Origin of the sequence: Streptosporangium album, assembly GCF_014203795.1 — a bacterium.
GTDB lineage: Bacteria > Actinomycetota > Actinomycetes > Streptosporangiales > Streptosporangiaceae > Streptosporangium > Streptosporangium album.
On record NZ_JACHJU010000001.1, the window covers coordinates 856541 to 879655 of the forward strand.

Sequence of the window (23115 nt, forward strand, 5' to 3'; positions counted from 1 at the left end):
AAGCCGTGAAGCACGGAGAAATCCGCCAATCGGCAGGCGCCGGACCGGATTCCGCTACCAGTCCTGGGAGAGGCCGGACATGCGACGGAGGTATTCGTCCTCGTCGATCTCACCGGCGGCGTAGCGGCGCCTGAGGATCTCACGGGGGTCGTCGGAGAGAGGCCGGGGCCTCCTGGACGCGCGCAGCACCAGAGCGACGCCGAGGACCACCGCGGCGACCACGGCGACCACAGCGATAATGAAAAGGATCAGCACGACCCGGGTCATCGTCCACCTCCCACGCCTCTATTGTGCGAGAAATCCGGGGCTCCGCGCGGTGTTCCGCCCGGAGGCAGGACGGGCAGTCCCACGGGGGCGCCGCCCTCCAGCAGCCGTACCAGGGCACCGGTGTCGACATGCTGCTCGATCAGGTCACCCAGGGCGTCCAGCCGTTCCTCGCGCAGCGCGGCGAAGGAGACTCCGGGGGCGGGGACGAAGTCACGGCCGGAGACGGCCGCCACGTCGGCGAGGAACGCCCGGCGGAAGTCGTCGTTCTCCAGAGCCCCGTGCCAGGTGGTCCCCCAGACGGAACCGGCCCGGCAGCCGTCCAGGAACGGCTCGCCCCCATCGGCCGTCACGACGCCGTGGTGGATCTCGTAGGCCGCGACGCGGCAGCCGTACGCCTCGCCGACCGGGCGGCCCAGCGTCTTGGCCACGGCGAACTCCACCGTCGCGGGCAGCAGTCCGAGCCCCTCGACCGGCCCCGCCCCGGACTCGACGTCGTCGCGGATGATCCGGGCGAGCATCTGGTAGCCGCCGCAGACGCCCAGCACGGCCCTGCCGGGCAGGGCGTCGGCCAGGCCGGTGGCGCGCAGCCAGGCCAGGTCGGAGACCGTCGCGCGCGAGCCGGGCAGCACCACCAGGTCGGCGTCGTCCAGCTCGGCGGGCGAGGTCACGTAGCGGACCACCACGCCCGGCTCGCAGGCCAGGGCGTCCACGTCGGTGAAGTTGGAGATGCGCGGCAGCCTGACCACCGCGACCCGCAGGCTCTGCCCGCCGTACGGCGCGCGCACCCCGGCCGCGGGCCGGTTGTCCAGGGCGAGGGAGTCCTCGACATCCAGCCAGAGACCGTCCAGCCAGGGCAGCACACCGTACACCTCGCGGCCGGTCAGCTCCCTGATCATGTCGAGACCGGGTTCGAGGAGCTCGCGCGCCCCCCGGAACTTGTTGACCACGAACCCGGCGATCAGCGCCTGGTCGGCGGGCTCCAGCAGCGCCACCGTCCCGTACAGCGAGGCGAAGACCCCGCCCCGGTCGATGTCGCCGACCACGACGACCGGCAGGTCCGCGGCGCGGGCCAGGCCCATGTTGGCGATGTCGCCCCGGCGCAGGTTGATCTCCGCCGGACTGCCCGCGCCCTCGCAGACCACCACGTCGTAGGTGTCGCGCAGCCGTTCCAGCGCGTCCACGGCGATCTGGCGGAGGTGCTCCTTGACGTCCCAGTACTCCATGGCGTCCACGTCGGCCAGCGGCCTGCCCATGACCACGACCTGGCTGCGCCGGTCGCTGCCCGGCTTCAGCAGGATCGGGTTCATGTCCGCGCTGGGCTCCAGGCCGCACGCGGCGGCCTGCATCGCCTGGGCCCGGCCGATCTCCGCGCCGTCGGCGGTGACGAAGGAGTTCAGTGACATGTTCTGCGCCTTGTACGGCGCGACCTTCACACCCTGTCGGGCCAGCCAGCGGCAGATCCCGGCGGTGACGACGCTCTTGCCGGCGTCGGAGGTGGTCCCGGCGACCAGCAGGGAGCCCTTCATACGCCCCCCACCGGATGCGGCCGGGCAGCGACGCTCTCGCCGATGGCGAGAGTCCTGACGGCACCGGGACAGGACAGGATCACGGGCGGCTCCCCGGACGGATCGACAATCATGGTGCCCAGCATGACGCGCCCCCTCCCGGACGGCCACCCGGGCCCCGGGCCCCCTACCGGCGCGGCCCGCGGAACGCCGCGAACACGGCCAGACCGGCGGCGGCGAGACCCACCGCCCGTGCCAGCCGTACGGACCTGCGGATGTCGGCGACCGACGGCCTGGGCCCGTCGCCCATCTCTGGCCGGTGCTCGACGCGGTGGCCGTAGACGTTGGTGCCGCCGAGCGTGACGTCCAGCGCGCCGGCGAAGGCCGCCTCGCACCGGCCCGCGTTGGGGCTCGGGTGACGGTGTCCGTCCCTGCGCAGCACGGCGGCCGCCCGGCGGACCGAGCCGCCGGCCAGGGGGGCGGCGAGGGCCGTCAGCACCCCGGTGATCCGTGCGGGAACATAGTTGGCCACGTCGTCGAGCCGGGCCGCGGCCCAGCCGAACCGCTCGTAGCGGGAGTTGCGGTGGCCGACCATCGCGTCCAGCGTGTTGACCGCCCGGTAGGCCAGCAGCCCCGGCACCCCGGCCACCGCGCCCCAGAACAGCGGCGCCACCACGGCGTCGGAGGTGTTCTCCGCGATCGACTCGACGGTGGCCCTGGCCAGCTCGGAGGCGTCGAGCAGCGAGGGGTCGCGCCCGCACAGGTGCGACAGCCTCCCGCGCGCCCCGGTGAGGTCGCCGGCCTCCAGGAACTCCGCCATGGCCACGCCCTCGCGTCCCAGCGTGGTGCCGCCCAGCACCGACCAGGTCGCCAGGGCGCTCAGCGCGCCCCGCGCCACCGGGTTCCCCGCCCGGGTCGCGACGAGGCCGAGCAGCGCCGCCGGGCCGACGCACAGTGCGGTGTAGAGGACCCCGCTGGGCCGGGCGTCGCCGTACACCCGCCTCTCCAGGGCGGCGGCGGCCCGCCCGAACAGCGCCACCGGATGCCCGCGCCGGGGGTCGGCGAGCACGGCGTCGACGGCCACGCCGGCGAGCATGCCGAGCGCCTCGGCCCGCCTCGATGCGGATCGGCCTGTCGTTCGCCTGGAGGTGGAGTGGTCAGATGAGATGCGCATGGAGCTCATCCTGGTGGGTCTCCAGCCAGGCGCAGGCCCGGCGGATGCGCTCCCCGGCGCCGCCCGCCCACATACGGGCCCAGCCGCCGCCCGCGGTGGCGGCCTTGACGCGCATGGCGTGGTAGGAACGGTCGAAGCGGAGCCGGGCGAGGTCGAGCAGGCGGCGGCGCTCGCGCGGGGTCAGGCCGTACGTGTCGCAGAACAGCCGCAGCCGCGGACCCACCGCCAGATCACGCCGGATCGGCTCCAGGTCGAGGGGGTCGGCGATCGGGGCCCAGTGCCGTAGGGCGGTCACCACGTCGAACAGCCGGGTCGTCGGCCGGGCCATGTCGAAGTCGATCAACGCGACGGGGAGCCCGCCACGGAAGATCACGTTGTCGAGGTTGATGTCGCAGTGGCCGATCAGCTCAGGAGCCGCGTCGTCGTTGGACCCGGCCTCCCAGGCGGCGTCCGGCGGCGGGACGAAGCTCGCCGAGGCGTCGTGGAAGCGCCGCAGCAGCGCCGCCAGGGCGGCCAGCGACTCGTCGGTGACCGCGCAGGCCGTCAGCGGCGCGGTCGCGGAGTCGCCGTCGATATAGGTCAGGATCTCCCTGCCGTGGCTGTCCAGGCCCACGACACGGGGCGCGCCGTCGAACCCCGCCGACTCAAGGTGGCGCAGCAGCGCGTGCACGGACGGAGTGGAGAGCCGGACGGGCCGGCGGACGGTGTCACCGACCCGCACCACCCCGTCGGTCACGTCACCGCCCAGCAAAGGAATCTCCTCTTGGGCTGCGACGGCGAACATGGCATACGAGCCTAGACCGATTTCGGATGCTCCGTCTGCGCTCTTGCGGATCTCCGGACTATCCGTAAAGCAGTCCCGCGTGAAGGTTCCAGAGTGCTCGTTCCCGGCCATCGGCGCCGGTCAGCCGCTCGGGCCACCTCGTGCACGTGACCGGCCCCCGGCATCGTAGAGTGATCCTCGCGACACCTGTGCCGATCCGATGCATGGACACTCCCCGGATCATGCACAATTAGGCGGGAGCGCCCTTAGCTCAGCTGGATAGAGCATCGGACTTCTAATCCGACGGTCGCAGGTTCGAATCCTGCAGGGCGCACCACCGAGACCAGGTCATCCGTACGCTGACCTGGTCTTTCGCATGTCACCGGCCTGAGCCACCCATGCAGCCGCAGGCAGCGAAAAGCAGCCGTATGCCACCGGTCGCGGAACATACGCGGAATGCTCTTGGTCGTGTTTTCCCAGGTGGAGTCGGGGATTTCGGAGACGTGCGGAACGATTCCGGGGCTGGAACGACGAAGGACCCCGAGGAGTCCCGGGGTCCTGTCGGTACGTGGTGCTGATGTCGTCATGCGGCGAGCGCGTCCAGGATGCGTTGGTTCGCCACGTTGAGGGGCCGAGATCATTTCGGACAGCTTCTTTGCGGCCAATTCATGCTGCGAGCTGTCGATCCAGATACTCGTTGTAGACCTCTAGCGGGGTCCTATAGCCGAGTCCTGAGCCTGAATCCACCGAGCGTCTTTGAATGATCGTTTCTAAGTTCGATTCCTCCATGAGGGCCGTTTCTCTCGGTGTTCGGCAGGTGGAGTCCTGTTTTCGGGCGTGATGGGGCCGCCGCTGGCGGGTTCTGCGGCTTGTCCGGGTCATGCGGTTCGGGGCGGTCGGTGGCGGTGTCGCCGGTGGCTGGGTAGGCCGTCAAGGTGCTGGCGGGGTGGTGCCTGTGAGATGGGATATCAAGCGGCTCGGGCGAGCGGTGGCGAGCGAAGCGCGTCGAAGAGGTTCATCCAGGCGGGCTGCCAGGGCCAGTGGCCGGGCAGGTGGAGGGTGATATGGCCGCGCCCGTGCCGGGCGAGGCGGGCGGGTACGGCGATGAGGTGGCGGCGCAGAGTGGCTCCACGTGCTCGTGCGCAGCGGGCTCCGGACAGGCAACCGGCGGCGCGGAGCAGGTTGTGGCTGATCGTGGCCAGTGCCAGCCAGGCGGCGTTGGCCGCGAAATTACCGGAGGGCAGGTGAGCCAGCGGCCCGGAGATCAGATCGGCGAAGATCTGCTCGATGATCGCGTGATCACGATGCTGTCCTTCGGCCTGGATCAGCTCATACGGAGTGTCGGTGAACACGGCGTGGTAGCGATAGCACGGGTGGTGGCCGGGGTCGGTCTGCTCACCCAGTCGTTTGACCCGGCGCACGATCAGGCGAGCGGTTACGGCCTGCCCCTTCTTGGAGGTGAACGCGGTGTAGCGGGTCTCGGCGACCTCGGCATCGGAGATCCACTGCCCGGATTCCTCGTCCAAGATGGCGTTGGGGTAGCTGATCGGGGTCCAGGCGCCCTGGGGGATCGCGGCGATCGCCGCCTTGATTTTGGGGTCCATCTTCGCGGTGAAGGAGAACCGGACATCGGCTCGCCGGCAGGCGCCGATGACCTTGGCGCTGTAGTAGGCCGCATCGCCTCGGCAGAGCAGGATGCCGGTGGCTCCGGCCTCCCGGGCCGTATTGATCGACTCGGTCACGAAGGTGTCTGCGCCGCGGGCGGAGTTGGCGGTGCCGCCGCGCAACCGACTGGCGGTGATGACCGGGGCGGCCAGTGGGGTGGACAGGGCCGAGGCGAGCACGTTGAGACCGCGGACCCGCAGGCTCTTGCCTTGAATCTTGGTGTGCCCGAACCCGGCGCCCTGTTTGGTCGGCCCGTAAATCCGTTTTTGCATCGAGTCCAGATCGAGGAACGCCAGCACGTCCACGCCGGGCAGCAGCGGTGTGTGCGCGGCCAGACGGGCCAGCAGGCGGCGGCCGACCTTCCCGATCTGCCGCACGTTGCCCCACGTCAGACAGCGCAGAAACGACCCGAGCGTGGAGGGGGCGCGGATCCCGGCAAACAACTTATCCATCCCGCCGTGGCGCAGCACGTCCAGATCATCGATGCTGTCGGCCCCGGCGATCATCCCGGCCACGATCGAGCCGATTTTCAGCGGGGCATTCACCCCGAGTCGGTCGGCGATGGTCACGTGCTCCTGAGCCAGACCGGCCAGGTCACAGCGCTCGGCCAGGCGCATCACCGGCAGCAGGCCTGCGTAGGCGACCGTGTGCTGGTCATCGAAGATCGCATGGGTGTGGGCGGGAGCGTGAGACAATCGCACTTACGACGTGCCCTCTTGATTCGGCGGCTGGAAGCGTAGAGAACTCCCATCCTGCCAGGTCAGAGGGCATCGTCATGTCTACGGTCCAGCCCTCACCTGATAACGCTCGGTGGATTCAGGCTGAGTGAAGACGCTTCCGATTATAGAAGACCTCGATGTATTTGACAACATCGCGTCGCGCCTTTTCTCGCGTGGTGAAGATCATACGATTCAGCGACTCGTTCTTCAGTGCACCGAAGAACGATTCCGCCATGGCATTGTCATAACAGACCCCAGTCCGGCCAACGGACTGGCGTATTCCCAGTTCCTTGAGTTTCCTGGCGAAGTCATATGAGGTGTAGTTGCTCCCGCGATCGGAATGAAAAATCGCATCAAGGGCGATGCGCACGTTCGTCGCGGCCATATCGATCGCGGCCTCGATGAGCGACGTCTTGTAGTGATCGGCCATCGCCCAGCCGACGACCGCCTTGGTATGGCAATCGATGACGGTCGCCAAATAGAGGAAGCCTTCCCAGGTCGGGATGTAGGTGATGTCCCCGACGAACTTGGTGCCCGGTGCGTCGGCGGTGAAGTCGCGGCGCACCAGGTCGGGAATGCCGCGGAAGTCGCCCTGCTCGGTGGTGGCCGGCCGCCACGGCTTGGGCTGGCAGGGCACCAGCTCCAGCTCGCGCATCAGCTTGCGGACCAGCTCATCGGATACCTGCTCGCCGGTGCGCGCCAACTCGGCGTGGACGCGCCGGTAGCCGTAGGTCTCGTCGCTGTCGGCGAAGATCTTCGTGATCCTCGCCTTGAGGTGCTCGCGCCGCTGGGCGGTCGCCGAGGCCGGCCGGTCGAGCCATTCGTAAAAACCCGACTTCGACGCTTCCAGCCATTCGCACATCCTGGAGATCGGGTAGTCGGCCTTCTCCGCGTCGATGAGCTCGTACTTCTCGCTCACCGATACTCCGAGGCAAAGTAGGCCGCCGCTTTTCCCAGGAACTCGTTCTTGCTGCGGAGTTCCCGCACCTCTCTTTCGAGTTCGCGCAGTCGCCCGCGCTCGCCGGTCGTGAGTGGCTCGTCCTCCATCGAGTGTGTCCTTCGATAGGTGTTCACCCAGTTCCCGAGCGTCGCCTCGTGAATTCCGAGTTCCCGGGCAACCTGAGCGATAGGACGGGGTCCATCCAGGACCATCTTGACCGCCTCATCCTTGAACTCAGGTGAAAACTTTCTGCGATTCTGCGGCACGTACCTTCCCTTTCCCGATGGCCAAATTTTAGTGGGGCCAATGTCCGGAAGGTTCTGGGCACCTCAGTACCGGCGATGGCACCGCCACACCGACAACCAGCACCTATGCGCCGTCGTCGACAGAGGGCCAACGCTGTCTGATCCGAAGCTATACACCGGTGGTGCCGTCGATGCGTTCCCGGAGCAGATCCGCGTGGCCGTTGTGGCGGGCGTATTCCTCGATCATGTGGACATAGATCCAGCGGAGGTTGACGTCCTGCTCCATGAAGCGGCCAGTGTCGGTCAGAGCACGGTCTGCGCAGAGTTCGCGGGCGCGTGCGATCTCCGCGTGCCAGGTGGCGACGGCGTCGCGCAGGGTGGCGCCCTCGGCCAGTTCGAAGCCGCCGTCAGGGCCAGACGGGTCGGCCTGAGGATCGTAGATGGGCGGCGCCTGTTCTCCGGCGAACACTCGGCGGAACCAGTTCCGCTCCACCTCTGCCATGTGCTGGACGAGGCCGGTCAGCGTGAAGCCGGACGGCGGCACGGACGCGACGGCGGCCTGCTCATCGTCCAGGCTCTCGCACTTCATGGCGAGGGTGGTGCGGTGAAAATCGAGCCAGCTTTCGAGCGTGGTGCGCTCGTCGACGTTCAGGGGCGGCATGGGGCGTTCGGTGGTACTCACCGGTCGATTATCGCCAGCGGACGAAGCCGTAGTCCAAGGGATCTGGTCACGTTCAGTGGTCGTAGGCGATCAGAGATCGTTTGATCGGCTGGCCGGTTTTGTCGTTGTGCCAGATCGCGGCGGTCAGTGCGAGAATCCGCGCAAGCACGCGGATGACCACCCCGGCAGGCGTGCGACCACCGTGACGCTCCAGGTCAAGCTGCCCCTTGAAAGTCTGGTTGATCGACTCGATGACTTGACGCAACGGTCTGAACAGCTGTGCTCCGGCCCGATCGGGCTCGCCCTTGCGGGCCGGACGCAGCAAGGTCAGCTCACGGTCGGCGACAGCCCGCTCGAACGCGCGGCCGTAGTAGTTCCTGTCACCGATGATCGTCTGTTTCGGATGGCCGGCCAGCAGTTCAGGAGCCTCGTCGAGCATCCCAAGCAGCGTGTCGCGCTCGTCGGCCTTGGCCCCACTCAGCGCGAACGCGACCGGCAGCCCGCCCAGGGTGCACAGTAGATGCAGCCGCAACCCCCAGAAATACCGGGAGTGACTGGCGCAGTAGCCGTACTCGGCCCACCCGGCCAGCTCGCTGCGCCGGGCCGTCTCCCTCGACCGGCCGCACTCCACCGGGGTGGAGTCGATGACCCACACGTCGTCGCTCCACAGCGACGTGTCGGCGGCGAGCATTCTGATCATGCTTAATACCAGGCCGGATGCCTTGCGTAGTCGCTTGCCGTAGCCCGACTGGCCAGGCAGATACGGGAACATGCCGCTGAGCTGGGCATGGGCGTGGCGTAGCCGGCGCCGCTCGGAGGTGAAGCCCAGCAGCGCCGACATCACCGCCGGCGTGACCAGTTCAGCGTCACTGAGCTTGGGCGCGATGCCGAACCTCGGACGCCAGGGCGCGAGGTCCGGCGATGCCTTCAGCGCGTCATCGATCTTGACGTAGAGTGCCGTTACGAGGGTGTTCAGGTCGTTCGTCACACATCGATACTGAGCACCCTCGCCCTATTTCCGCAGGGATCCCTTGGACTCATTCATCTAGGCTCCACTCCACGTCGAAGGCCACTTCCCATGATCAGGAAGTGGCCTTTTCGATCTTGTACAGCTGCAAAATACAGCTACGAGTCCAGCCGATCGCCGAGCTTCTTGAGGGCCTTGCGTGTCTCCTCCGATGGGACCTCGCTGTAGATGTTCATGGTCACCGAGATCTGGGAGTGCCTGAGGATCTGCATGGCCGCGCGCGGGTGGACGTCGAGGGCCACGAGCAGGGACGCGCAGGTCTTTAGTGAAGTAGTCGGTGACCCCGGCCAGCCGCCATATGCCGCCGCTGGTGGTCTCGTACTCGGAGAAGTCCAGTTGCCCCACCTGGTTGGGGCCGTCCGGCGGCTCGGCGTTGCGGGCCTTGGCCGGCTCCCGACGTTCACGGCCCGGCCCTGCCCAGCCAAAGTGAAACCTTGACTATCCAAGGCATCCACATATAAACAAATGAGAAACCACGTAAATCAGTAGTGAACCCACATGGCTTAGCCGGCGTCCCCAGCGTTCCCGCCGTCGGGAGTCCCTCGTCCCCACCGAAAGGGGCAGTCCTATGAGGTTCTTAACGATCATCCTGATCGCCGCAGTGATGATCGCGACCGGTGGGACGAGCCCCGCTGCGGCCGCGGGAAGAACGACGTCGTTATGCGCACGTCCGCCCTCTCTCGTGACCGCAGTCAAGATCAGCTGCGGTGCCGCCTGGGGAGGACAGGTGGGCGCGCTCGCCGTCGCCGCTGAGGATGTGGTGATCAGCGTCGACAACGAAGGCATCGATCCCGCGATGGTGGAGCGGATGATCGAGCTTAAGGGGTTGGATCAGGGGCTCCTGAGCGACGTCATCAGGAACACCATCGAGACCTACGCCCTGGGCCCCCCGGATCCCGACATCCGCTGGTTCGACTTCGACGGCACCATCGTGAACGCGAACGGCGAGCTGGCGATCGTCATCCCCCAGGAGGATGTCCAGGCCGAGATGGAAGATTGGGTGATCACGACCGTCGCCGGGACCATCGGGCAGTTTGCCGGGCTCACGGCGGGTGCGATCTGCCTGGCGACCTTCGCTGTCGGCGCCGCCGCGGCCGGCCCCGTGTGCGGGGCCGTCTTCGGTTTCACGAACGCGTTCGTGTGGAACCTGTTGAGTTCGGTGCTCAGCGGTAAGGACCCGGGCGACGGCAAGGTCCTGCTAGCAGCGCTCTGTACCGGAGTCGTCGCCGCCGCCGGCGGTGCAGTATGGGGCAACGCCCTGGCACCGTGGGTGGCCGAACGCGCGCAACCCATGCTCATTCGGCTGGGCAAAATCGTCGTCGACGCCGCCCGCTCCCTCGCTTGGTGGCTCGGGGATGCGGTGATGTCCGCCGGTGTCTGGGTGGCCGCGCAGCTGGTCATTCTGGGCCGGGTCATCTACCCCATGATGGTTGAGGCGGCTCGGCGCCTCGGCTACCCCACTCCCGCCTCGAATATGCGCATCATGCCGCTGGGCGATTCGATCACCCAGGGGATGGGCAGCCCGACGCGGTCGAGTTACCGGGCCGAGCTGTGGGAGGGGTTGGATCCGGTCACCGACGTGATGAACTTCGTGGGCACCCAGAAAAGCGGCAACGTGCCCGACAACGACCACGAAGGCCATATCGGGTGGCGTATCGACCAGATCGCTGCGGTCGCCGAGTGCGCGCTGCCGTACTACCGGCCCAATGTCGTGACCCTGCACGCCGGCACCAACGACATGAACCAGAACTACGCCGTGGAGACGGCGCCGCAGCGGCTGGTCCAGCTGGTCGAGCGGATACTCGCGCTCTCGCCGGGGGTGACGGTGCTGGTCGCGACCCTGGTGCCGTCCACCAAGTCCGATGTGGGCCCGCGCATCCAGGAGTACAACCGGCGCATCATCCCGCTGATCCAGCAGCTGCGTGACCAGGGCAAGCGGGTGCGCCTGGCCGACATGAGCGCGGTGACCACCGCCGACCTGTACGACCAGCTCCACCCCAACGACACGGGGTACCGCAAGATGGGGGAGTCGTTCACCCTCGCCGTCAACCAGGCCGCGGCCGGTGGGCTGATCGTGCCGGTGTCCGGCGGGCAGGAGGGGCAGAACCCGTGTGTCGGGCAGGTGGTCCCCGTGACGTGGGAGAACTGGGGGCGGATCGCCCCCGGGGTGGGCCCCGGCATCTCGCGGGACCAGGTGCAGTTCGCCGACGTCAACGGTGACGGCCGCGACGACTTCCTCACCGTGGACGCCGAAGGGCGCGTGCAGGCCCACCTCAGCGTCAATGGAACCTTCACTTCCTGGGGTGAGATCGCCCCCGGGGTCGGCGTTCCGGGCAGTCGGGTCCGCTTCGCCGACGTCAACGGCGACGGCCGCGACGACTATCTGATCGTGGCGGAGAACGGCGCCGTGGCGGCCTGGCTGAACACGCCCGGCGGCGGTGGCCGGCCGTCGTGGTCCCTGTGGGGTCCGGAGCCCTGGTACTCCGCTGGCCTGATCGCCACTGGCGTCGGCGCGCCCGACAGCCAGGTCCGTTTCGCCGACGTCAACGGCGACCGCCGCGCGGACTATCTCGTCCTGGCCGACGACGGGTCCGTACGCGCCTGGCTGAACACCCCTGGCAGTGGCGGCCGGCCGTCGTGGAGTTCTCTGGGGCAGATCGCCGCCGGCACGGGGTCGCCGGGCTCGCACGTGCGCTTCGCCGACACCGACAAGGATGGCCGGGACGACTACCTCGTCGTGGGCGACGACGGTTCCATCACCGCCTGGCGGAACGCGCCGGGCAACGGTGGCGTACCGTCCTGGTCCTCCCTGGGCCGGATCGCGACAGGGGTGGAGGGGGGCTCCCGCGACGCGGTGCGCCTGGCCGACTTCGACGGCGACGGCGACGCCGACTACCTCGCCGTGGACGAGGACGGGGGCGTGCGCCTCTGGCTCTACGGCGGCCCTGGCTCCTGGGCTTCCCAGGGTGCCGTGCTCGCCGGTCAATCCGGGGCGAAGGTACGGTTCGCGCAGATCGAGGGCGACGCCCGGCAGGACTACCTGATCGTGGCGGACGACGGGTCCGTACGCGCCTGGGTGAACACGCCCGGAAACGGCGGCAAGCCCTCCTGGCAGAGCCTGGGGATGATCGCGCCGGGAGTGGGTGCGTCCGGCGACCGCGTCCAGCTCGCCGACATCAACGCCGACGGCCGCGACGACTACCTCGTGGTGCAGGACAACGCATCGGTGTCAGCCTGGCTGAACACGCCCGGAAACGGCGGCAAGCCCTCCTGGCAGAGCCTGGGGGTGATCGCGCCCAGGGTGCAGGGCGTCACCGGGGACATGGTCCGGTTCGCCGACTACGACGGCGACGGCCGTGACGACTATCTCGTGGTCTCCGACAGCGGCGCCGTGCGTGCCTGGCGGAACACCCCTGGGAACAACGGCATCCCTTCTTGGTCTGCCCGCGAAGTCCTCGCCGCCGGAGTCGACGGCGCCACCCGCGACAAGCTCCGCTTCGCCGACATCGACGCCGACGGCCGCGACGACTACCTCATTGTCCAGGACAACGGAGTGGTGCTGGCCTGGGTGAACAACGGTGGCGAAGGGTCCGGCGGCTGGATCAACCAGGGGACGTTCGCGTCCGGAGTCAGTGGCGCCACCCGCGACAAGCTCCGCTTCGCCGACGTCAACGGCGACAGCCGGGCCGACTACCTGATGGTGTCGGAGAGTTCGGCGGTGGATGCCTGGCTGAACCGGGCCGGGGCCTGATCGCCGTACGTGCGTGCCGACGGGGGCTCCCCGTCCGTGCCGGGGTGGAGGCTCGGCCACCGCGACCGGCAAGACACGGGCCGACATCCCTTCCGATCGGGGATCCCGGCGGATCGCTGCGAACAACTCGGCCTTGCCCTTGTTCTGGTGCCAATCCACGCCTACATAGCCAGTTGGGCCCGCTCAACGGTCCATCTCCTTGCACGACTGGCTGGCCGCGCACGCGGTCACGCCCGTCGCCTATGGTCGAGGAGTTGCTGCGCTACGAACCACCGGTGCAGATGCTGACCGGCCGCAGTACGCTGGCCGACATCGACCTTGCCGGCACCACCATTCCCAAAGGCGCACCACTCGCGCTGGTGCTCGGCGACCGCGACCCCGACCGCTTCCCTGATCCGGACCGCTTCGACCCCGACCGCTTCCCTGATCCGGACCGCTTCGACCCCGACCGCACCGACAACCAGCACCTCGGCTTCGGCAGCGGCATCCACTACTGCTACAGGCCCCGCTCGCCCGGGTCGAGGCGCAGGTCGCGTTGTCCGCGCTGGCCCGCCGACTGGTGTAACCCCGGCTGGTCACCGACCCGCCACCGTACCGGCCCAGCCCAGCCCTGCGCGGCCCCCGCCACCTCTTCGTCGACATCGACGCCATCGCCCCGGCAGCCGAGGCAGCGATCGGGGTGCAGCCCCGCGAACGGGTGCCGCGACCGGCCCACGGATAGCACGCCGGTCTGTCCGGAATCTCTGGAGCACCTCAACGCAGCCACAGCGCGCGTCGCGGCAACGGCGCAGCATCGGCCGGCCCCTGGAGCACCTGCCAGAACATCCACGAATTGACCGCGCCGACCAGTAGCAACCCACCCAGCACCGCGAGCAGCGAGGTCTCGTCGGCGAAGCGGGAGGGCGGATACCACTGGACCACGGTCCAGGCCGGATCAAGGGAATCCCGGACCAGGCTGACGACGACCGCGACCACCACGGCCACCATGTTGGCGATTGCCGCTAATCGCCCCAGACGGTATCTCTGCACTGCATGCCGCCCTTTCCGCGCGAAAGGGCCGATCGTAGCGCCCACCTGGCGGCGCCTGTGCGCGAACCGTTCACAAGGTGATCAACCGAGATTTTCTCCAAGCCGCTGGAGGGCGCGCAACAGGCCACGTGTGCGAGAAAAGACAGGTCGCGTCGTCAGTGTCCGGTCAGGGCGTGGTCGATCGTCAGTGGGGAGTCGCAGCTCAATGGAGTGCGCTGACCATGAACGTTGGCCGGGCTTCCGGGGCCGACCCCAGTCCGGATTCATCTCTGAAGCGACGCGCCGTCGAACCCGGTGAACGTGGGTGGATACCGCACTAGCTCGGCTCGCGCCGTTGACTGTTCGACGGCAGGGCGGCCGGTCGCGAGTTCGGGAACGTACTTGTAGATGGTCGAGCGGCTGACACCCAGGAGTCGGGCGATGGAGGAGACGGTGTTCTCCGGCCGGGTGAGCAGGTCGCGGGCGTGCCGAACCTGCTCGGAGGTCATCGCCGGAGGGCGTCCCAGGCGCTGACCGCGAGCGCGAGCGGCGGCCAGGCCCTCGTGGGTGCCCTCGACGATGAGCTCGCGGATGAACTCCGCCAGGGCGGCGAAGACGTGGAAGACAAGGCGGCCGCCGGTGGTGGTGTCGAGGGCTTCCTTCAGGGACCGGAAGCCGACGCCGCGGCGGCGCAAATCGGCGACGATCGTGATGAGGTCCTGGAGGGAGCGAGCGAGCCGGTCGAGCGAGGGGACGATCAGGGCGTCGCCGGGCCGCAGGTAGTCCAGGGCCTTGGCGAGATCTTCGCGGTCGGTGTTCTTGCCGCTCAGCTTGTCGGCGAAAATGCGGATGCAGCCGGCGGCTTCGAGCGCGCGAGTCTGCCGGTCCAGGCGCTGATCGCGTGTGGAGACCCGGGCATAGCCGACCAGCGCTCCGGTGAGGACGGCGGGTTCGGTGCCAAGGAGGTCGTCGGCGGCCTGGAGGATCACTGTGGAGGGGGCCGAACCGTCGGGGAGCGTCGTCGCACCTCAGAAGTGTCGAGAAAATGGTCTCGCGAGAGTTGATGAACACGCTGAATTCTCAACACGTTTTCCGACACTCGGGCGGCCTGTCGGCGGTTCGTGAAGAGGACTCCGGTCAAGGTGTTGAGAAACGATCGTTATCTTGAGCCGCTGAGCGATGTATGGCCTCTGACCTGGACAGCCTCGTTGCAGACGGTGTCCGCAACGAGACCGATGTGGTCCTCGTGCGGCAAAGCCGTGCAGACCCTGGCGACTGACCCTTAAGGGCGATCTCGGCCGGGGTCGTGCTGTGGTTCACGCGGAAGTGACCCAGTCGTCCACCAGAGCGCAGAGCTGATCCAGGGCGGCCTCCACGCGCTCACGGTCGCCGGTCGTGAGGAAGTCGATCTGCAGCCCCGTGTACGCCGAGTTGGCCAGCGTGGAGACCCGCAACGCGTCGGCCTCGGCCATGCCCCGCTCGCGCAGTAGCCCCGCCACGAACTCCGACCGGTCCGCCAGCAGCCTGGGCACGTGACCGGCCAGCTTGCCAGCCGCGGCCAGGCCCTCGATCTCGTGGATCAGGCGGGCGACCGGCAGGTTCTCCTCCCGCGTCTGCCAGTCCCAGGTCCGCCGGATGATCGTTCCGACGCTGTCGGAGCCCGACCAGCCCGGCAGCGAGCGCAGCCAGGCCCGGTGCCGCTCGTCCAGGCGTTCCATGGTCGCCGAGAGCAGGGTCTCCTTGTCGGCGAAGTGATGGGTCAGCACGCGCGTGGACTTGCCCAGGTGCTGGGCCAGCGGGCGCATCGACAACGTCGAGAGGCCGTGTCCGGCCAGGTAGTCGACGATCTGGTCGAGCAGCTCCGCGCGGCGTTGCGGGTCGGCGGTCCTGGCCATCGCAATTTCCTTTGACGTCATTGAGGTGACGACTGTTACCTTAGCGGGGAAACACTCGTTACCTTAATCAAGGGGATATCCATGCCTGTCGCCGTACGGCAGCGGCTGCCCGCGTGGCTGTTCGCCCTGGTGTTCACCACGTTCGCCTTCGCCACGGACGACTACGTGATCGCCGGGGTGCTGCCCGCGATCTCGGCGGACCTCGGTGTCAGCGAGGCCGCGGGCGGGCAGCTTGTCACCGTCTTCTCGCTCGCGTTCGCGCTGGCGGCGCCCGTGGCCTCCGTGGTGACCGCCACCTGGCCCCGGCGCGGGCTGCTCACCGGGGCGCTGGCGGTGTTCGTGGTGGCGAACTGGGCCGGGGCTTTCACGACCTCGTACGCGCTGCTCATGGGGCTGCGGATGCTGGCCGCGGTGGCGGCGGCGGCCGTCGTGCCCGCCGCGTACGCCATCGCGACCACCCTCGCCCCCGAAGGGCGGCAGGGGCGCTACCTGGCACTGGTGATGGGCGGGCTGACCGGGTCACTCACGCTCGGCGTGCCCATCGGCACCTGGGTGGGCGCCGCGTTCGGCTGGCAGGCCACGTTCGGCCTCGGCGGGGCGCTGGGGCTGGTTGCGCTGGTGGCGATCAGGAGGACGCTGCCCGAGACGCCTCCTGCGCCCGCCATGCCCATCCGGGACCGGCTGGCGCCGCTGGCCGGCCCTCGGGTCCTGCTGGGACTGCTGGGGATCGTGGCGATCGTCCTGGGCAGCATGATGGTGCTGACCTACCTCTCGCCGTTCCTGCATGACCTGGCCGGGGCGGGACCCGCCGAGCTCGGGTGGGTGTTCGTGCTGGCCGGCCTCGCCGGGTTCGCAGGCGGGCAGTTCGGTGGGCGGGCCGCCGACCGATGGGGATCCTATCGAGCGCTGATCACCGGGGTCGTGGGGTTCGCGGCGGTGATGGCTGTCTTCAGCGCCTGCTGGTTCCTGCGGCCGGTCCCGTTGCCGGCGCTGCTGCCGCTGTTGCTGGTATGGGCGGCCGTGTCCTGGTGGATCCCGCCGCCCGCGCAGACCCGGCTGCTCGCCCTGGCCGGCCCGGCGGGGCCGCAGGCGCTCGCGCTCAACAGCAGCGCCGTCTACGTCGGGGCATCGGTCGGCGGCGCGGTCGGCGGACTCGTGCTCGGCGGGCACGGAAGCGGCTGGCTGCCGGGCGTGGCGGCCGGCGTCGAACTGGCCGCCCTCGCGCTCTTCTGGCTGGCCGGACGCGTCAGGTGAAGACCGGCTCCGCCGGGCCGGTCTTCCTCCCTACTCAGCGCGCGCCGACAGCTTGCCACTTGCCGGCGCCTCGCCGCAGTGATGCTCCACGGAAGGCAGGAGCGATACCGAGCCGTCGCGCGCCACGGGCGCCCTGCACAGCGACGCGATGAATTCCGCGACGTCTTCCAACCGGACGTCCCGCCAGTCAAGCCCTTGCCGGTGCAGGAAGACGAACCAGTCCTTCAGATCGCGCGCGTATGCCTTGACCGTGTTTGGGGACCGTTCGATCGAGCACTGTCCACGACTCACGCCGGCTGTCGGGCAACAGCACCCGCTGAACACGCATCGCTCCTCCGCGAGATCCACGTGATGGACAGCGGCAGATAACCACGTCCAGCAGGCAGATCTCGCAAACTGAGTCATCCGTGTTCAACGTGAAAGAGAGTGCTTCCCAGGCTCAAGATAACGAACGATTTACAACACCCCCGACGCCGCCTCTCACGTCGGAATCTGGGTCAGCGGGCGGTCAGTCCGGTGAGCAGGATCGCTGCAACCGAACGGGGGCTGTCCTGAAGCCGCTGCGGGATCCTGCGAACGCTGTGGACGAATAGTTCAACGCTGGGGTTGTTCGGGTTTGCATACGACTGCGGCGTTGGCCAGAGTGCGGATGGCATCGGTGATGGCGCCATTGACAGCCGGCAACAATGGGCGGCGGAGGGCGTGGCCTGGAAGTCGGCGGTCGCGGGTGTGCGGACGTCATGTCGCCGCGCCGCTTGACCCTGACGCAGGGTCAAGCTCTCAGCATGGTGGCATGACCACGGAAACCAGTGCGATCGAAGTCGCCGGGCTGCGCAATTCGGACGGCGACCACGACGATGATGGAGAGCGGGCTGAGAGAGGCGACAGGACGATGCGGCACTTCACGATCCACCACGACGGCGTCACGATCCCGGTGTCTCGCGACGGCCGAGGACGACCGCTGGTCCTGTGCCCTGGGCTGAACTCGACGCAGGCCGACCTGCACGAGCTGGCGGAGCTGCTGCGGGCCGACCACGACGTGGTGACCTTCGACCTGCGGGGCCATGGCCTCGCCTCGGCCGCCGACCGGTACTCCTTCGAGGCCTTCCTCAGCGATCTCGTCGCGGTGATGGCGGAGCTGGGAAACCTCGGCCTGCCCGCGGCGCCAGTGCTGGTGGGCTACTCGTTGGGCGCGGACCTGGCCGTGCACTACGCCTGCGAGCATCCTGGCGCCGTCGCCGAGCTTGTCCTCATCGACGGGGCGAACCCGGTGCCCGAACCGTTCATCACCGAGGCCGTCCTGCCGGAGTTCCGCGCCATGTGGGAGGACCTGGCGACGCAGCAGGAGGCCGAGCGGGGCACCGCGCGTCGGGTGCTGCTCACCGCCCAGGAGATTCTCGACCTGAACGTCGAGGTCGATGTGGTCCGGTCCGAGATCCTCGACCGATACAGAAAGATCGACCGGCCCATCAGCATGATCATGTCGACCTCGATGGCCGGCGACGACGGCGAAGGGCACGCGCCGCGGTTCAACCAGAACTGGCGTGCCGGCGTCGAGCGACTTGTCCGCGAGCACCCGCACATCGCCACCACCTGGCTCAACGCCGACCACGGGCTGGTCTTCACCCACGCTCCGGAGATCGCCCAGATCATCCGGAGTGCACAAGACCCGGCCTCGTAAGCGATTCCTGGGAGGCCGGCCTGATGCTGACCATCGGCGAACTGGCGTCGTACGCCGGAGTGACGGTGCGCGCGGTGCGGCACTACCACGCCAAGGGGCTGCTGCCGGAGCCGGAGCGGGACCACTCCGGCTACCGCAGGTACGACGCCGGCGCCGTGGTCGAGCTGATCAGGATCCGGACCCTCGCCGAGGCCGGCGTCCCGCTGACGCGGGTGCGGGAGCTGCTGCGGGCCGACGAGGAGGAGTTCGCCGCAGCGATCACAGACATCGACAAGCGGCTGCGGGCGGAGATCCGCGAGCGACAGCGGCATCGCGAGCGGATTGCCCGGCTCGCCTCCGGGGACAGCCTGGCGCTGCCCTCGGAGGTGGTCGAGTATCTCGACCGACTGCGGGCGCTCGGGGTCGACGAGCGGATCGTCCAGGCCGAACGCGACGGCTGGATCCCGCTGGCCGCGCACTCACCCGAGCGGGTCCCAGAGTGGATGGCACGCAAGCGGGAGCAGATCGCCGACCCGCGCCTCGTCGACTTCTACCTCACCCTGGGCCGGGCTCTCGACCGAGCCGACGACGACCCGCGGCTGGTCGAGCTAGCCGACAAGCTGGCCGCCTACATCACGCGTGTGGCCGACGAGCGGGGCGAGGACTATGTCGACGACACCGATATCGAGTCACCGCTTGTCAAGCTGATGGACACGCTGGCGTTCGACACTGTGCCGCCGGCGCGTCGGCTGATCGAGCTGCTGAAGCAGCGAGGATGGACGGGCTGGACCAAGCTCGAGCGCGTGGCCCCCACACCGGGTACGGCTCCCCGATAGTGTCCAGTACGGGCAGGAAGACACCGCAGTACGGCGATCCGGGCGCTATCGGTGACGGCGGGCAGGGTCCTGCCGGGCGAGGCGACGGCTTGGTCCGATCGCAACAACCCGAGCGACGGACCGAATACACGACAGTGGATTACGCGAGGTCGCCAGTTCTGTCCCCTCATGCACCGCCGAGCGAGCCGAGGGTGCCGATGCTCAGTCGGGCGTTCAGGTCGAGGCGCACCTCGCCGTAGGGACGCACATGCAGCCAGAACAGCGGGGTCAGGCCGCGCCGGTCGACCGGTGTGAGCAGGGCGGCCCACTCGGGCTCGGCGAGGACATCTTGCAGCATCAGGACATTTACCATGATCGGGGTTGAGGAACAGCGGAACAGCCATTGGCGGTACGCCGCTGCGTCGCAGGTCGCGGAAGGCCATGCAGGGCGTCGGGCGGTGTTTCCCGGGGCCGCGCCCTCGCGTCAGCGGGCCCTGAACGCCTGACCCTTTCGCATTCGACCAGCTCACCGCCACAACGAGAAACAAGATCTTTCTCACCGCCAACGGCCGTTCCGCTGTTCCTCAACCCCGATCACCGCTAGATCTCCCCGTCGGAGCCGGTGGCGACGATCCGCAGGGCGCACAACGTCAGGTAGTGCCGGTCGTGCGAACCGAGGCCGAGGTAGGTCTCCAGCGGCGCCTGCTCGAGCAGATCAAGGACGGCGGAGATGTGGCGGGCGTGGGCGGCCTGCCGGACCAGTTCGGCGTTCGCGCCCGAGCGTTGACCGCGGGGCGTCCGGAGGAACCTCTCATGAGCCTCGACGAGAGCGGCGATCTCCTCCGGGGTCGGCGGCTCGGGCACCGGAGGCGCCGCGTCCCCCTGATCGGCCTCCCTCAGGATCTGCTCGATCCACGGGGCGATCTGCAGGCGGTCGGGGCAGAGCTCGACGAACCGCCGCGCCCGGTCCGCCTCGTTCCGCCACGCGTGCAGCTTCGCGATCTCACGTGGCAGCCCGCGGGTGTGCACGCCCGCCGGGTCGCCCGCCCTGACCCGCTCGACCACCTCGCCGGCGAGCCGGAGCAGGTCCTCGAAGGTCGCGGTGTTCGGCGGCGGCCACGCGGGCGGCTCGGCCGGGCTCGGGGTACTGCCGCGGAAGGATTCGACCAGCTCGTCGAGGGGAGGGGCGGCCCCGTCCGCGGCCGCGGGGGCGTTCGGAAAGATCTCCAGGCCGCCCCAGCGCACCGGCCAGGCGAACCGGCGATCCACCGACCAGGCCAGCAGCGCGTCCAGGTCACGTTCCCGGCCGGGAGGGGCGAGCACCAGGCCGGGCTCGAACGCGGCACCCCAGGTGCGCGCGTCCAGCGCGAAAGCGGGATGGGGCTCGAAGTCCAGGCCGAAGTCGTCCCCGTCCTCGACCAGCGGGTTCTCACCGGGCGGCTGCCGCAGGAACTGGAATGCGCCGACCACCTCACCCGTCCTGGCCCGGACGAACCGCAGCCCCGGAATCGTCCCGTTGCCCTCGTCGAGCGAGGTGACGATGACGAGCATGTCGTCCGCGCCCCACAACACCCCCTCGGCGCCCTCCGGCACCTCGATCGTCCGCAGTCGTTCGGGGCGTTCGCCCAGGTCCCAGACCTCGGCCCGGCCCTCGTCGGTCAGGCACGCGGCCCGGCCGCCGTCGGGCGACCACGCCCACGCGGTGAGGTCGGGCGTGAAATACCTGGTCGGGCTGAGCGCCAGGTCCAGGTCATAGTCGTGCTCGCCGCTCGCCCAGAGGATGCTCACGCCCGGGCGCGCGCCCGCGTCGTCGTCCGCGGGCACCACGACCGCCAGCCGCCCGGCCGGGCCCCAGGACAGCAGCGCGGCACCCGGGCGGGCGGCGTGCGCCGCCACCGGCTCCCCGGTCACCGCGTCACTGATCATCAGCTGGCCGTCCCGCTGGTGGGCCAGGTGCCGTTCGTCCGGGCTCCAGGCCGGCAGCGGGCCGTCGAGGTCGTGGGTGTCCCTCAGCCAGGCGACCCTGCGCGAGGCGACGTCGATGGAGCACGCCCACCCGGACTCCTCGTATCCGTAGACGCGCTCGCCGTCCTTCGACCACGCGGACCAGTCGAGGCAGAGCGGCTCCCCGTCGAGCACGGCGAGCATCTTCTCAGACAGCGACTCGACCGGTACCAGAGCCTCGACGTCCTCGATGTCATCGGCGTCCTCCAGCGAGACGAGCCGGCCCCGCTGCTCATCCCGGTACCAGCCGCCCCACATCACCACGCGCTCGCCGTCGGGCGCGAAGGCGAAGCACGGTCGCGAATCACTCACGTTCACCTGGGCGATCGGCTCGCCCGCCGAGCTCTCCGGGTCGCCGAACGATTCCCAGACCCCCACCCTCGACTTTTCGTGCACCACCGCGACCCGGGAGGCATCGGCCGACCACTGGATCATGTGCCGGTCGCTCTCCCAGCCCACGCCGCCGGGAATTCCGTCGATGACGTTGACGCACCGGCCGGTGGCGACCTCCCAGATCTGCAGCACGCCGCCGTCGTCGAACTCCTCGCCGACCCTGCTCCCGATCGCCAGGTATCGGCCGCAGGGGCTGAGCGCGTGCGTCAGAACCTTGGCCCGGTGCGTGTCGGCATGGCGGAGCAGGGCTCCGTACGCCTTGATCTTTCCGGTCGCGTAGCGGTGCGCCTCGGTGACGCCGTGCGCCCGTTCCAACGCGGTGAGCGCGGCGCGGAGCGGCGGCAGGTCGCGTTCGGGCGTGAACGCGGACCAGTCGGCGGCGCCCAGCGTCTCCCGTGCCGCGTCGGGATCCTCGGCTATCTCGGGGAACTTGCCAGAAATGATCATGTCGCCAGACATTAACGGACATGGGCGACAGTCGCGGATGGATCGCGGAACGGCCGTGCCGGGGCCACCCGAGGGCGCGGGGCGTTCACCAGACCGCCGTCCTTGGCCATCAACGCTACGGCGATCGCGCCGCACACCGCGCCCCAGGGCCGGGGTTGAGGAACAGCGGAACAGCCATTGGCGGTACGCCGCTGCGTCGCAGGTCGCGGAAGGTTATGCAGGGCGTCGGGGCGGTGTGTCCCGGGGCCGTGCCCTCGCGTCAGCGGGCTCCAACCGCCTGGCCCTTTCGCATTCGACCAGCTCATCGCCACAACGAGAAGCAAGATCTTTCTCACGTGTGTCCAGTAGGGATAGGTGGTTGATCGAAATGTGTGGTTAACGATTGATCTCGTAAGTTCGTCGTCGCTTGCCGGTGTGAGTCCGGTCCGGGTAGTCGTCAGGGAGCCCGGTAGCAGGCTGGCGGCTCCGTCTGGAAACGGTCGGGGTCGAAGCCCAGCGTCAAGCGTCCCTTGGGGGCGTGCAACTGTGCGGTCCGCAGCATGAAGCGAAGCCTGCCGCGTCGTTAGATCTCTCACCCGGTGACGGGTGGGGCGAGGGGATGCCGAGCCCGGGTGAGAAGGGCGAAGGCCATGGAAGCGGTGAAGATCCTGAAGATGCAGCCGTGAAGGATCCCCCGGCGTAGAGGGCGTGGAACGTACAGATAGTGGCGGCGGGAACTGGAGAGGCCCTCCCCGGCCCGGTGACCTGCGCAGTCGTGTTGCCGGAGCGTGGTGTCCCATAACCGATGACCTCGGGAAGTGGATCACTGGCCGGGTGGGCGTCGGAGGGGGCCGTAGTACCGCTTGAGCCGATCGGACAGCATAACCGGCGGTGAGGGAAGGGCCCCTGCTTCGTCGACGCGTGCTGATGCAGACGCCCCAGA

At 68.8% G+C, this 23115-nt stretch carries 20 protein-coding genes, 1 tRNA gene and 2 pseudogenes; 6 read left to right on the top strand and 17 right to left on the bottom strand.

Going from position 1 to position 23115, the window contains the following annotated elements; all coding sequences use genetic code 11:
- Positions 1 to 54: 54 nt before the first annotated feature.
- The 4 genes from FHR32_RS03950 to FHR32_RS03965 all read right to left on the bottom strand — a co-directional run bounded on the left by FHR32_RS03950 (position 55) and on the right by FHR32_RS03965 (position 3730).
- Complete coding sequence (locus FHR32_RS03950) at positions 55 to 267, bottom strand: SHOCT domain-containing protein (protein ID WP_184753043.1); 213 nt, start codon at positions 265 to 267, stop codon at positions 55 to 57.
- On the bottom strand, positions 264 to 1793 hold the full coding sequence (locus tag FHR32_RS03955; protein ID WP_184753044.1) for a cobyric acid synthase: 1530 nt from the start codon (positions 1791 to 1793) through the stop codon (positions 264 to 266). The genes FHR32_RS03950 and FHR32_RS03955 overlap by 4 nt, the downstream gene beginning before the upstream one ends.
- Before the next feature lie 166 nt (positions 1794 to 1959).
- Entirely contained in the window at positions 1960 to 2946 is a 987-nt protein-coding gene (locus FHR32_RS03960; RefSeq protein WP_281390827.1) for a cobalamin biosynthesis protein, read from the bottom strand.
- Positions 2930 to 3730 (bottom strand): phosphotransferase, encoded by an 801-nt coding sequence (locus tag FHR32_RS03965; RefSeq protein WP_184753046.1) that lies wholly within the window; start codon positions 3728 to 3730, stop codon positions 2930 to 2932. The genes FHR32_RS03960 and FHR32_RS03965 overlap by 17 nt, the downstream gene beginning before the upstream one ends.
- A 239-nt stretch (positions 3731 to 3969) precedes the next feature.
- Here FHR32_RS03965 and FHR32_RS03970 point away from each other — a divergent pair.
- Positions 3970 to 4046: transfer RNA gene (locus FHR32_RS03970), tRNA-Arg, on the top strand.
- Positions 4047 to 4677: 631 nt separating this feature from the next.
- Here the strand turns inward: FHR32_RS03970 and FHR32_RS03975 are convergent.
- The 6 genes and pseudogenes from FHR32_RS03975 to FHR32_RS03995 form a co-directional block, all read right to left on the bottom strand.
- Positions 4678 to 6075 carry an IS1380 family transposase gene (locus tag FHR32_RS03975; RefSeq protein ID WP_184751892.1) on the bottom strand — a complete coding sequence of 466 codons (1398 nt, stop codon included), beginning with the start codon at positions 6073 to 6075 and terminating at the stop codon, positions 4678 to 4680.
- A 115-nt stretch (positions 6076 to 6190) separates the two neighbouring features.
- A complete protein-coding gene (locus FHR32_RS03980) occupies positions 6191 to 7171 on the bottom strand; it encodes an IS3 family transposase (RefSeq protein ID WP_376773360.1) in 981 nt (326 codons plus the stop codon).
- Positions 7069 to 7299, bottom strand: a pseudogene (locus FHR32_RS47130) (transposase); the annotation flags it as partial. The gene FHR32_RS03980 and the pseudogene FHR32_RS47130, both read right to left, overlap by 103 nt.
- Positions 7300 to 7447: 148 nt before the next feature.
- A complete protein-coding gene (locus FHR32_RS03985; protein WP_184753048.1) occupies positions 7448 to 7960 on the bottom strand; it encodes a DinB family protein in 513 nt (170 codons plus the stop codon).
- A gap of 52 nt (positions 7961 to 8012) precedes the next feature.
- Positions 8013 to 8927: an IS982 family transposase gene (locus FHR32_RS03990; protein WP_184753049.1), complete on the bottom strand. Its 915-nt coding sequence runs from the start codon at positions 8925 to 8927 to the stop codon at positions 8013 to 8015.
- Positions 8928 to 9064: 137 nt separating this feature from the next.
- Positions 9065 to 9208 carry a hypothetical protein gene (locus FHR32_RS03995; RefSeq protein WP_221465247.1) on the bottom strand — a complete coding sequence of 48 codons (144 nt, stop codon included), beginning with the start codon at positions 9206 to 9208 and terminating at the stop codon, positions 9065 to 9067.
- 440 nt (positions 9209 to 9648) lie between these two features.
- Here FHR32_RS03995 and FHR32_RS04000 point away from each other — a divergent pair, with 440 nt between their 5' ends.
- On the top strand, positions 9649 to 12717 hold the full coding sequence (locus tag FHR32_RS04000) for an FG-GAP-like repeat-containing protein (RefSeq protein ID WP_184753050.1): 3069 nt from the start codon (positions 9649 to 9651) through the stop codon (positions 12715 to 12717).
- A 281-nt stretch (positions 12718 to 12998) separates the two neighbouring features.
- Positions 12999 to 13154: pseudogene (locus FHR32_RS46560) on the top strand (cytochrome P450); the annotation flags it as partial.
- Between the two features lie 59 nt (positions 13155 to 13213).
- Here the strand turns inward: FHR32_RS46560 and FHR32_RS46565 are convergent.
- From FHR32_RS46565 to FHR32_RS04020, 4 genes are all read right to left on the bottom strand, one after another.
- Positions 13214 to 13441 (bottom strand): hypothetical protein, encoded by a 228-nt coding sequence (locus FHR32_RS46565; RefSeq protein WP_312882671.1) that lies wholly within the window; start codon positions 13439 to 13441, stop codon positions 13214 to 13216.
- A 29-nt stretch (positions 13442 to 13470) separates the two neighbouring features.
- Positions 13471 to 13704: a hypothetical protein gene (locus tag FHR32_RS04010; protein WP_184753051.1), complete on the bottom strand. Its 234-nt coding sequence runs from the start codon at positions 13702 to 13704 to the stop codon at positions 13471 to 13473.
- A 305-nt stretch (positions 13705 to 14009) separates the two neighbouring features.
- On the bottom strand, positions 14010 to 14714 hold the full coding sequence (locus FHR32_RS04015) for a recombinase family protein (RefSeq protein ID WP_184753052.1): 705 nt from the start codon (positions 14712 to 14714) through the stop codon (positions 14010 to 14012).
- 327 nt (positions 14715 to 15041) lie between these two features.
- The gene (locus FHR32_RS04020) at positions 15042 to 15620 is read right to left on the bottom strand and encodes a TetR/AcrR family transcriptional regulator (protein WP_184753053.1); all 579 of its coding nucleotides are present in this window, start codon (positions 15618 to 15620) and stop codon (positions 15042 to 15044) included.
- Positions 15621 to 15701: 81 nt separating this feature from the next.
- Between FHR32_RS04020 and FHR32_RS04025 the strand changes: the two genes are divergently transcribed.
- A complete protein-coding gene (locus tag FHR32_RS04025) occupies positions 15702 to 16874 on the top strand; it encodes an MFS transporter (RefSeq protein WP_184753054.1) in 1173 nt (390 codons plus the stop codon).
- Between the two features lie 30 nt (positions 16875 to 16904).
- Here FHR32_RS04025 and FHR32_RS04030 read toward each other — a convergent pair whose 3' ends face one another.
- Positions 16905 to 17198, bottom strand: a complete 294-nt coding sequence (locus tag FHR32_RS04030) for a site-specific integrase (protein WP_221465248.1) — start codon at positions 17196 to 17198, stop codon at positions 16905 to 16907.
- 469 nt (positions 17199 to 17667) lie between these two features.
- On the opposite strand from FHR32_RS04030, the gene FHR32_RS04035 reads away from it, so the two are divergent.
- Both FHR32_RS04035 and FHR32_RS04040 read left to right on the top strand, forming a co-directional pair.
- Positions 17668 to 18555, top strand: coding sequence for an alpha/beta fold hydrolase (locus FHR32_RS04035; RefSeq protein ID WP_221465249.1), 888 nt, complete (start codon positions 17668 to 17670; stop codon positions 18553 to 18555).
- A 23-nt stretch (positions 18556 to 18578) separates the two neighbouring features.
- Positions 18579 to 19370: a MerR family transcriptional regulator gene (locus FHR32_RS04040; RefSeq protein WP_184753055.1), complete on the top strand. Its 792-nt coding sequence runs from the start codon at positions 18579 to 18581 to the stop codon at positions 19368 to 19370.
- A gap of 166 nt (positions 19371 to 19536) precedes the next feature.
- On the opposite strand, the gene FHR32_RS04045 is transcribed toward FHR32_RS04040, so the two are convergent.
- Positions 19537 to 19707 carry a hypothetical protein gene (locus FHR32_RS04045; protein WP_221465250.1) on the bottom strand — a complete coding sequence of 57 codons (171 nt, stop codon included), beginning with the start codon at positions 19705 to 19707 and terminating at the stop codon, positions 19537 to 19539.
- A gap of 242 nt (positions 19708 to 19949) precedes the next feature.
- Positions 19950 to 22193: a WD40 repeat domain-containing protein gene (locus FHR32_RS04050; protein ID WP_184753057.1), complete on the bottom strand. Its 2244-nt coding sequence runs from the start codon at positions 22191 to 22193 to the stop codon at positions 19950 to 19952.
- Positions 22194 to 23115: the final 922 nt, after the last annotated feature.

Bases quoted from the DNA above. Each gene is read 5' to 3' on its own strand.
- FHR32_RS04040 (WP_184753055.1), top strand. From the start codon at position 18,579: ATGCTGACCATCGGCGAACTGGCGTCGTACGCCGGAGTGACGGTGCGC.
- FHR32_RS03950 (WP_184753043.1), bottom strand. From the start codon at position 267: ATGACCCGGGTCGTGCTGATCCTTTTCATTATCGCTGTGGTCGCCGTG.
- FHR32_RS03965 (WP_184753046.1), bottom strand. From the start codon at position 3,730: ATGTTCGCCGTCGCAGCCCAAGAGGAGATTCCTTTGCTGGGCGGTGAC.
- FHR32_RS04045 (WP_221465250.1), bottom strand. From the start codon at position 19,707: ATGCTGCAAGATGTCCTCGCCGAGCCCGAGTGGGCCGCCCTGCTCACA.
- FHR32_RS03960 (WP_281390827.1), bottom strand. From the start codon at position 2,946: ATGCGCATCTCATCTGACCACTCCACCTCCAGGCGAACGACAGGCCGA.
- FHR32_RS04020 (WP_184753053.1), bottom strand. From the start codon at position 15,620: ATGGCCAGGACCGCCGACCCGCAACGCCGCGCGGAGCTGCTCGACCAG.
- FHR32_RS04025 (WP_184753054.1), top strand. From the start codon at position 15,702: ATGCCTGTCGCCGTACGGCAGCGGCTGCCCGCGTGGCTGTTCGCCCTG.
- FHR32_RS03955 (WP_184753044.1), bottom strand. From the start codon at position 1,793: ATGAAGGGCTCCCTGCTGGTCGCCGGGACCACCTCCGACGCCGGCAAG.
- FHR32_RS04010 (WP_184753051.1), bottom strand. From the start codon at position 13,704: ATGGTGGCCGTGGTGGTCGCGGTCGTCGTCAGCCTGGTCCGGGATTCC.
- FHR32_RS04050 (WP_184753057.1), bottom strand. From the start codon at position 22,193: ATGATCATTTCTGGCAAGTTCCCCGAGATAGCCGAGGATCCCGACGCG.
- FHR32_RS04035 (WP_221465249.1), top strand. From the start codon at position 17,668: ATGACCACGGAAACCAGTGCGATCGAAGTCGCCGGGCTGCGCAATTCG.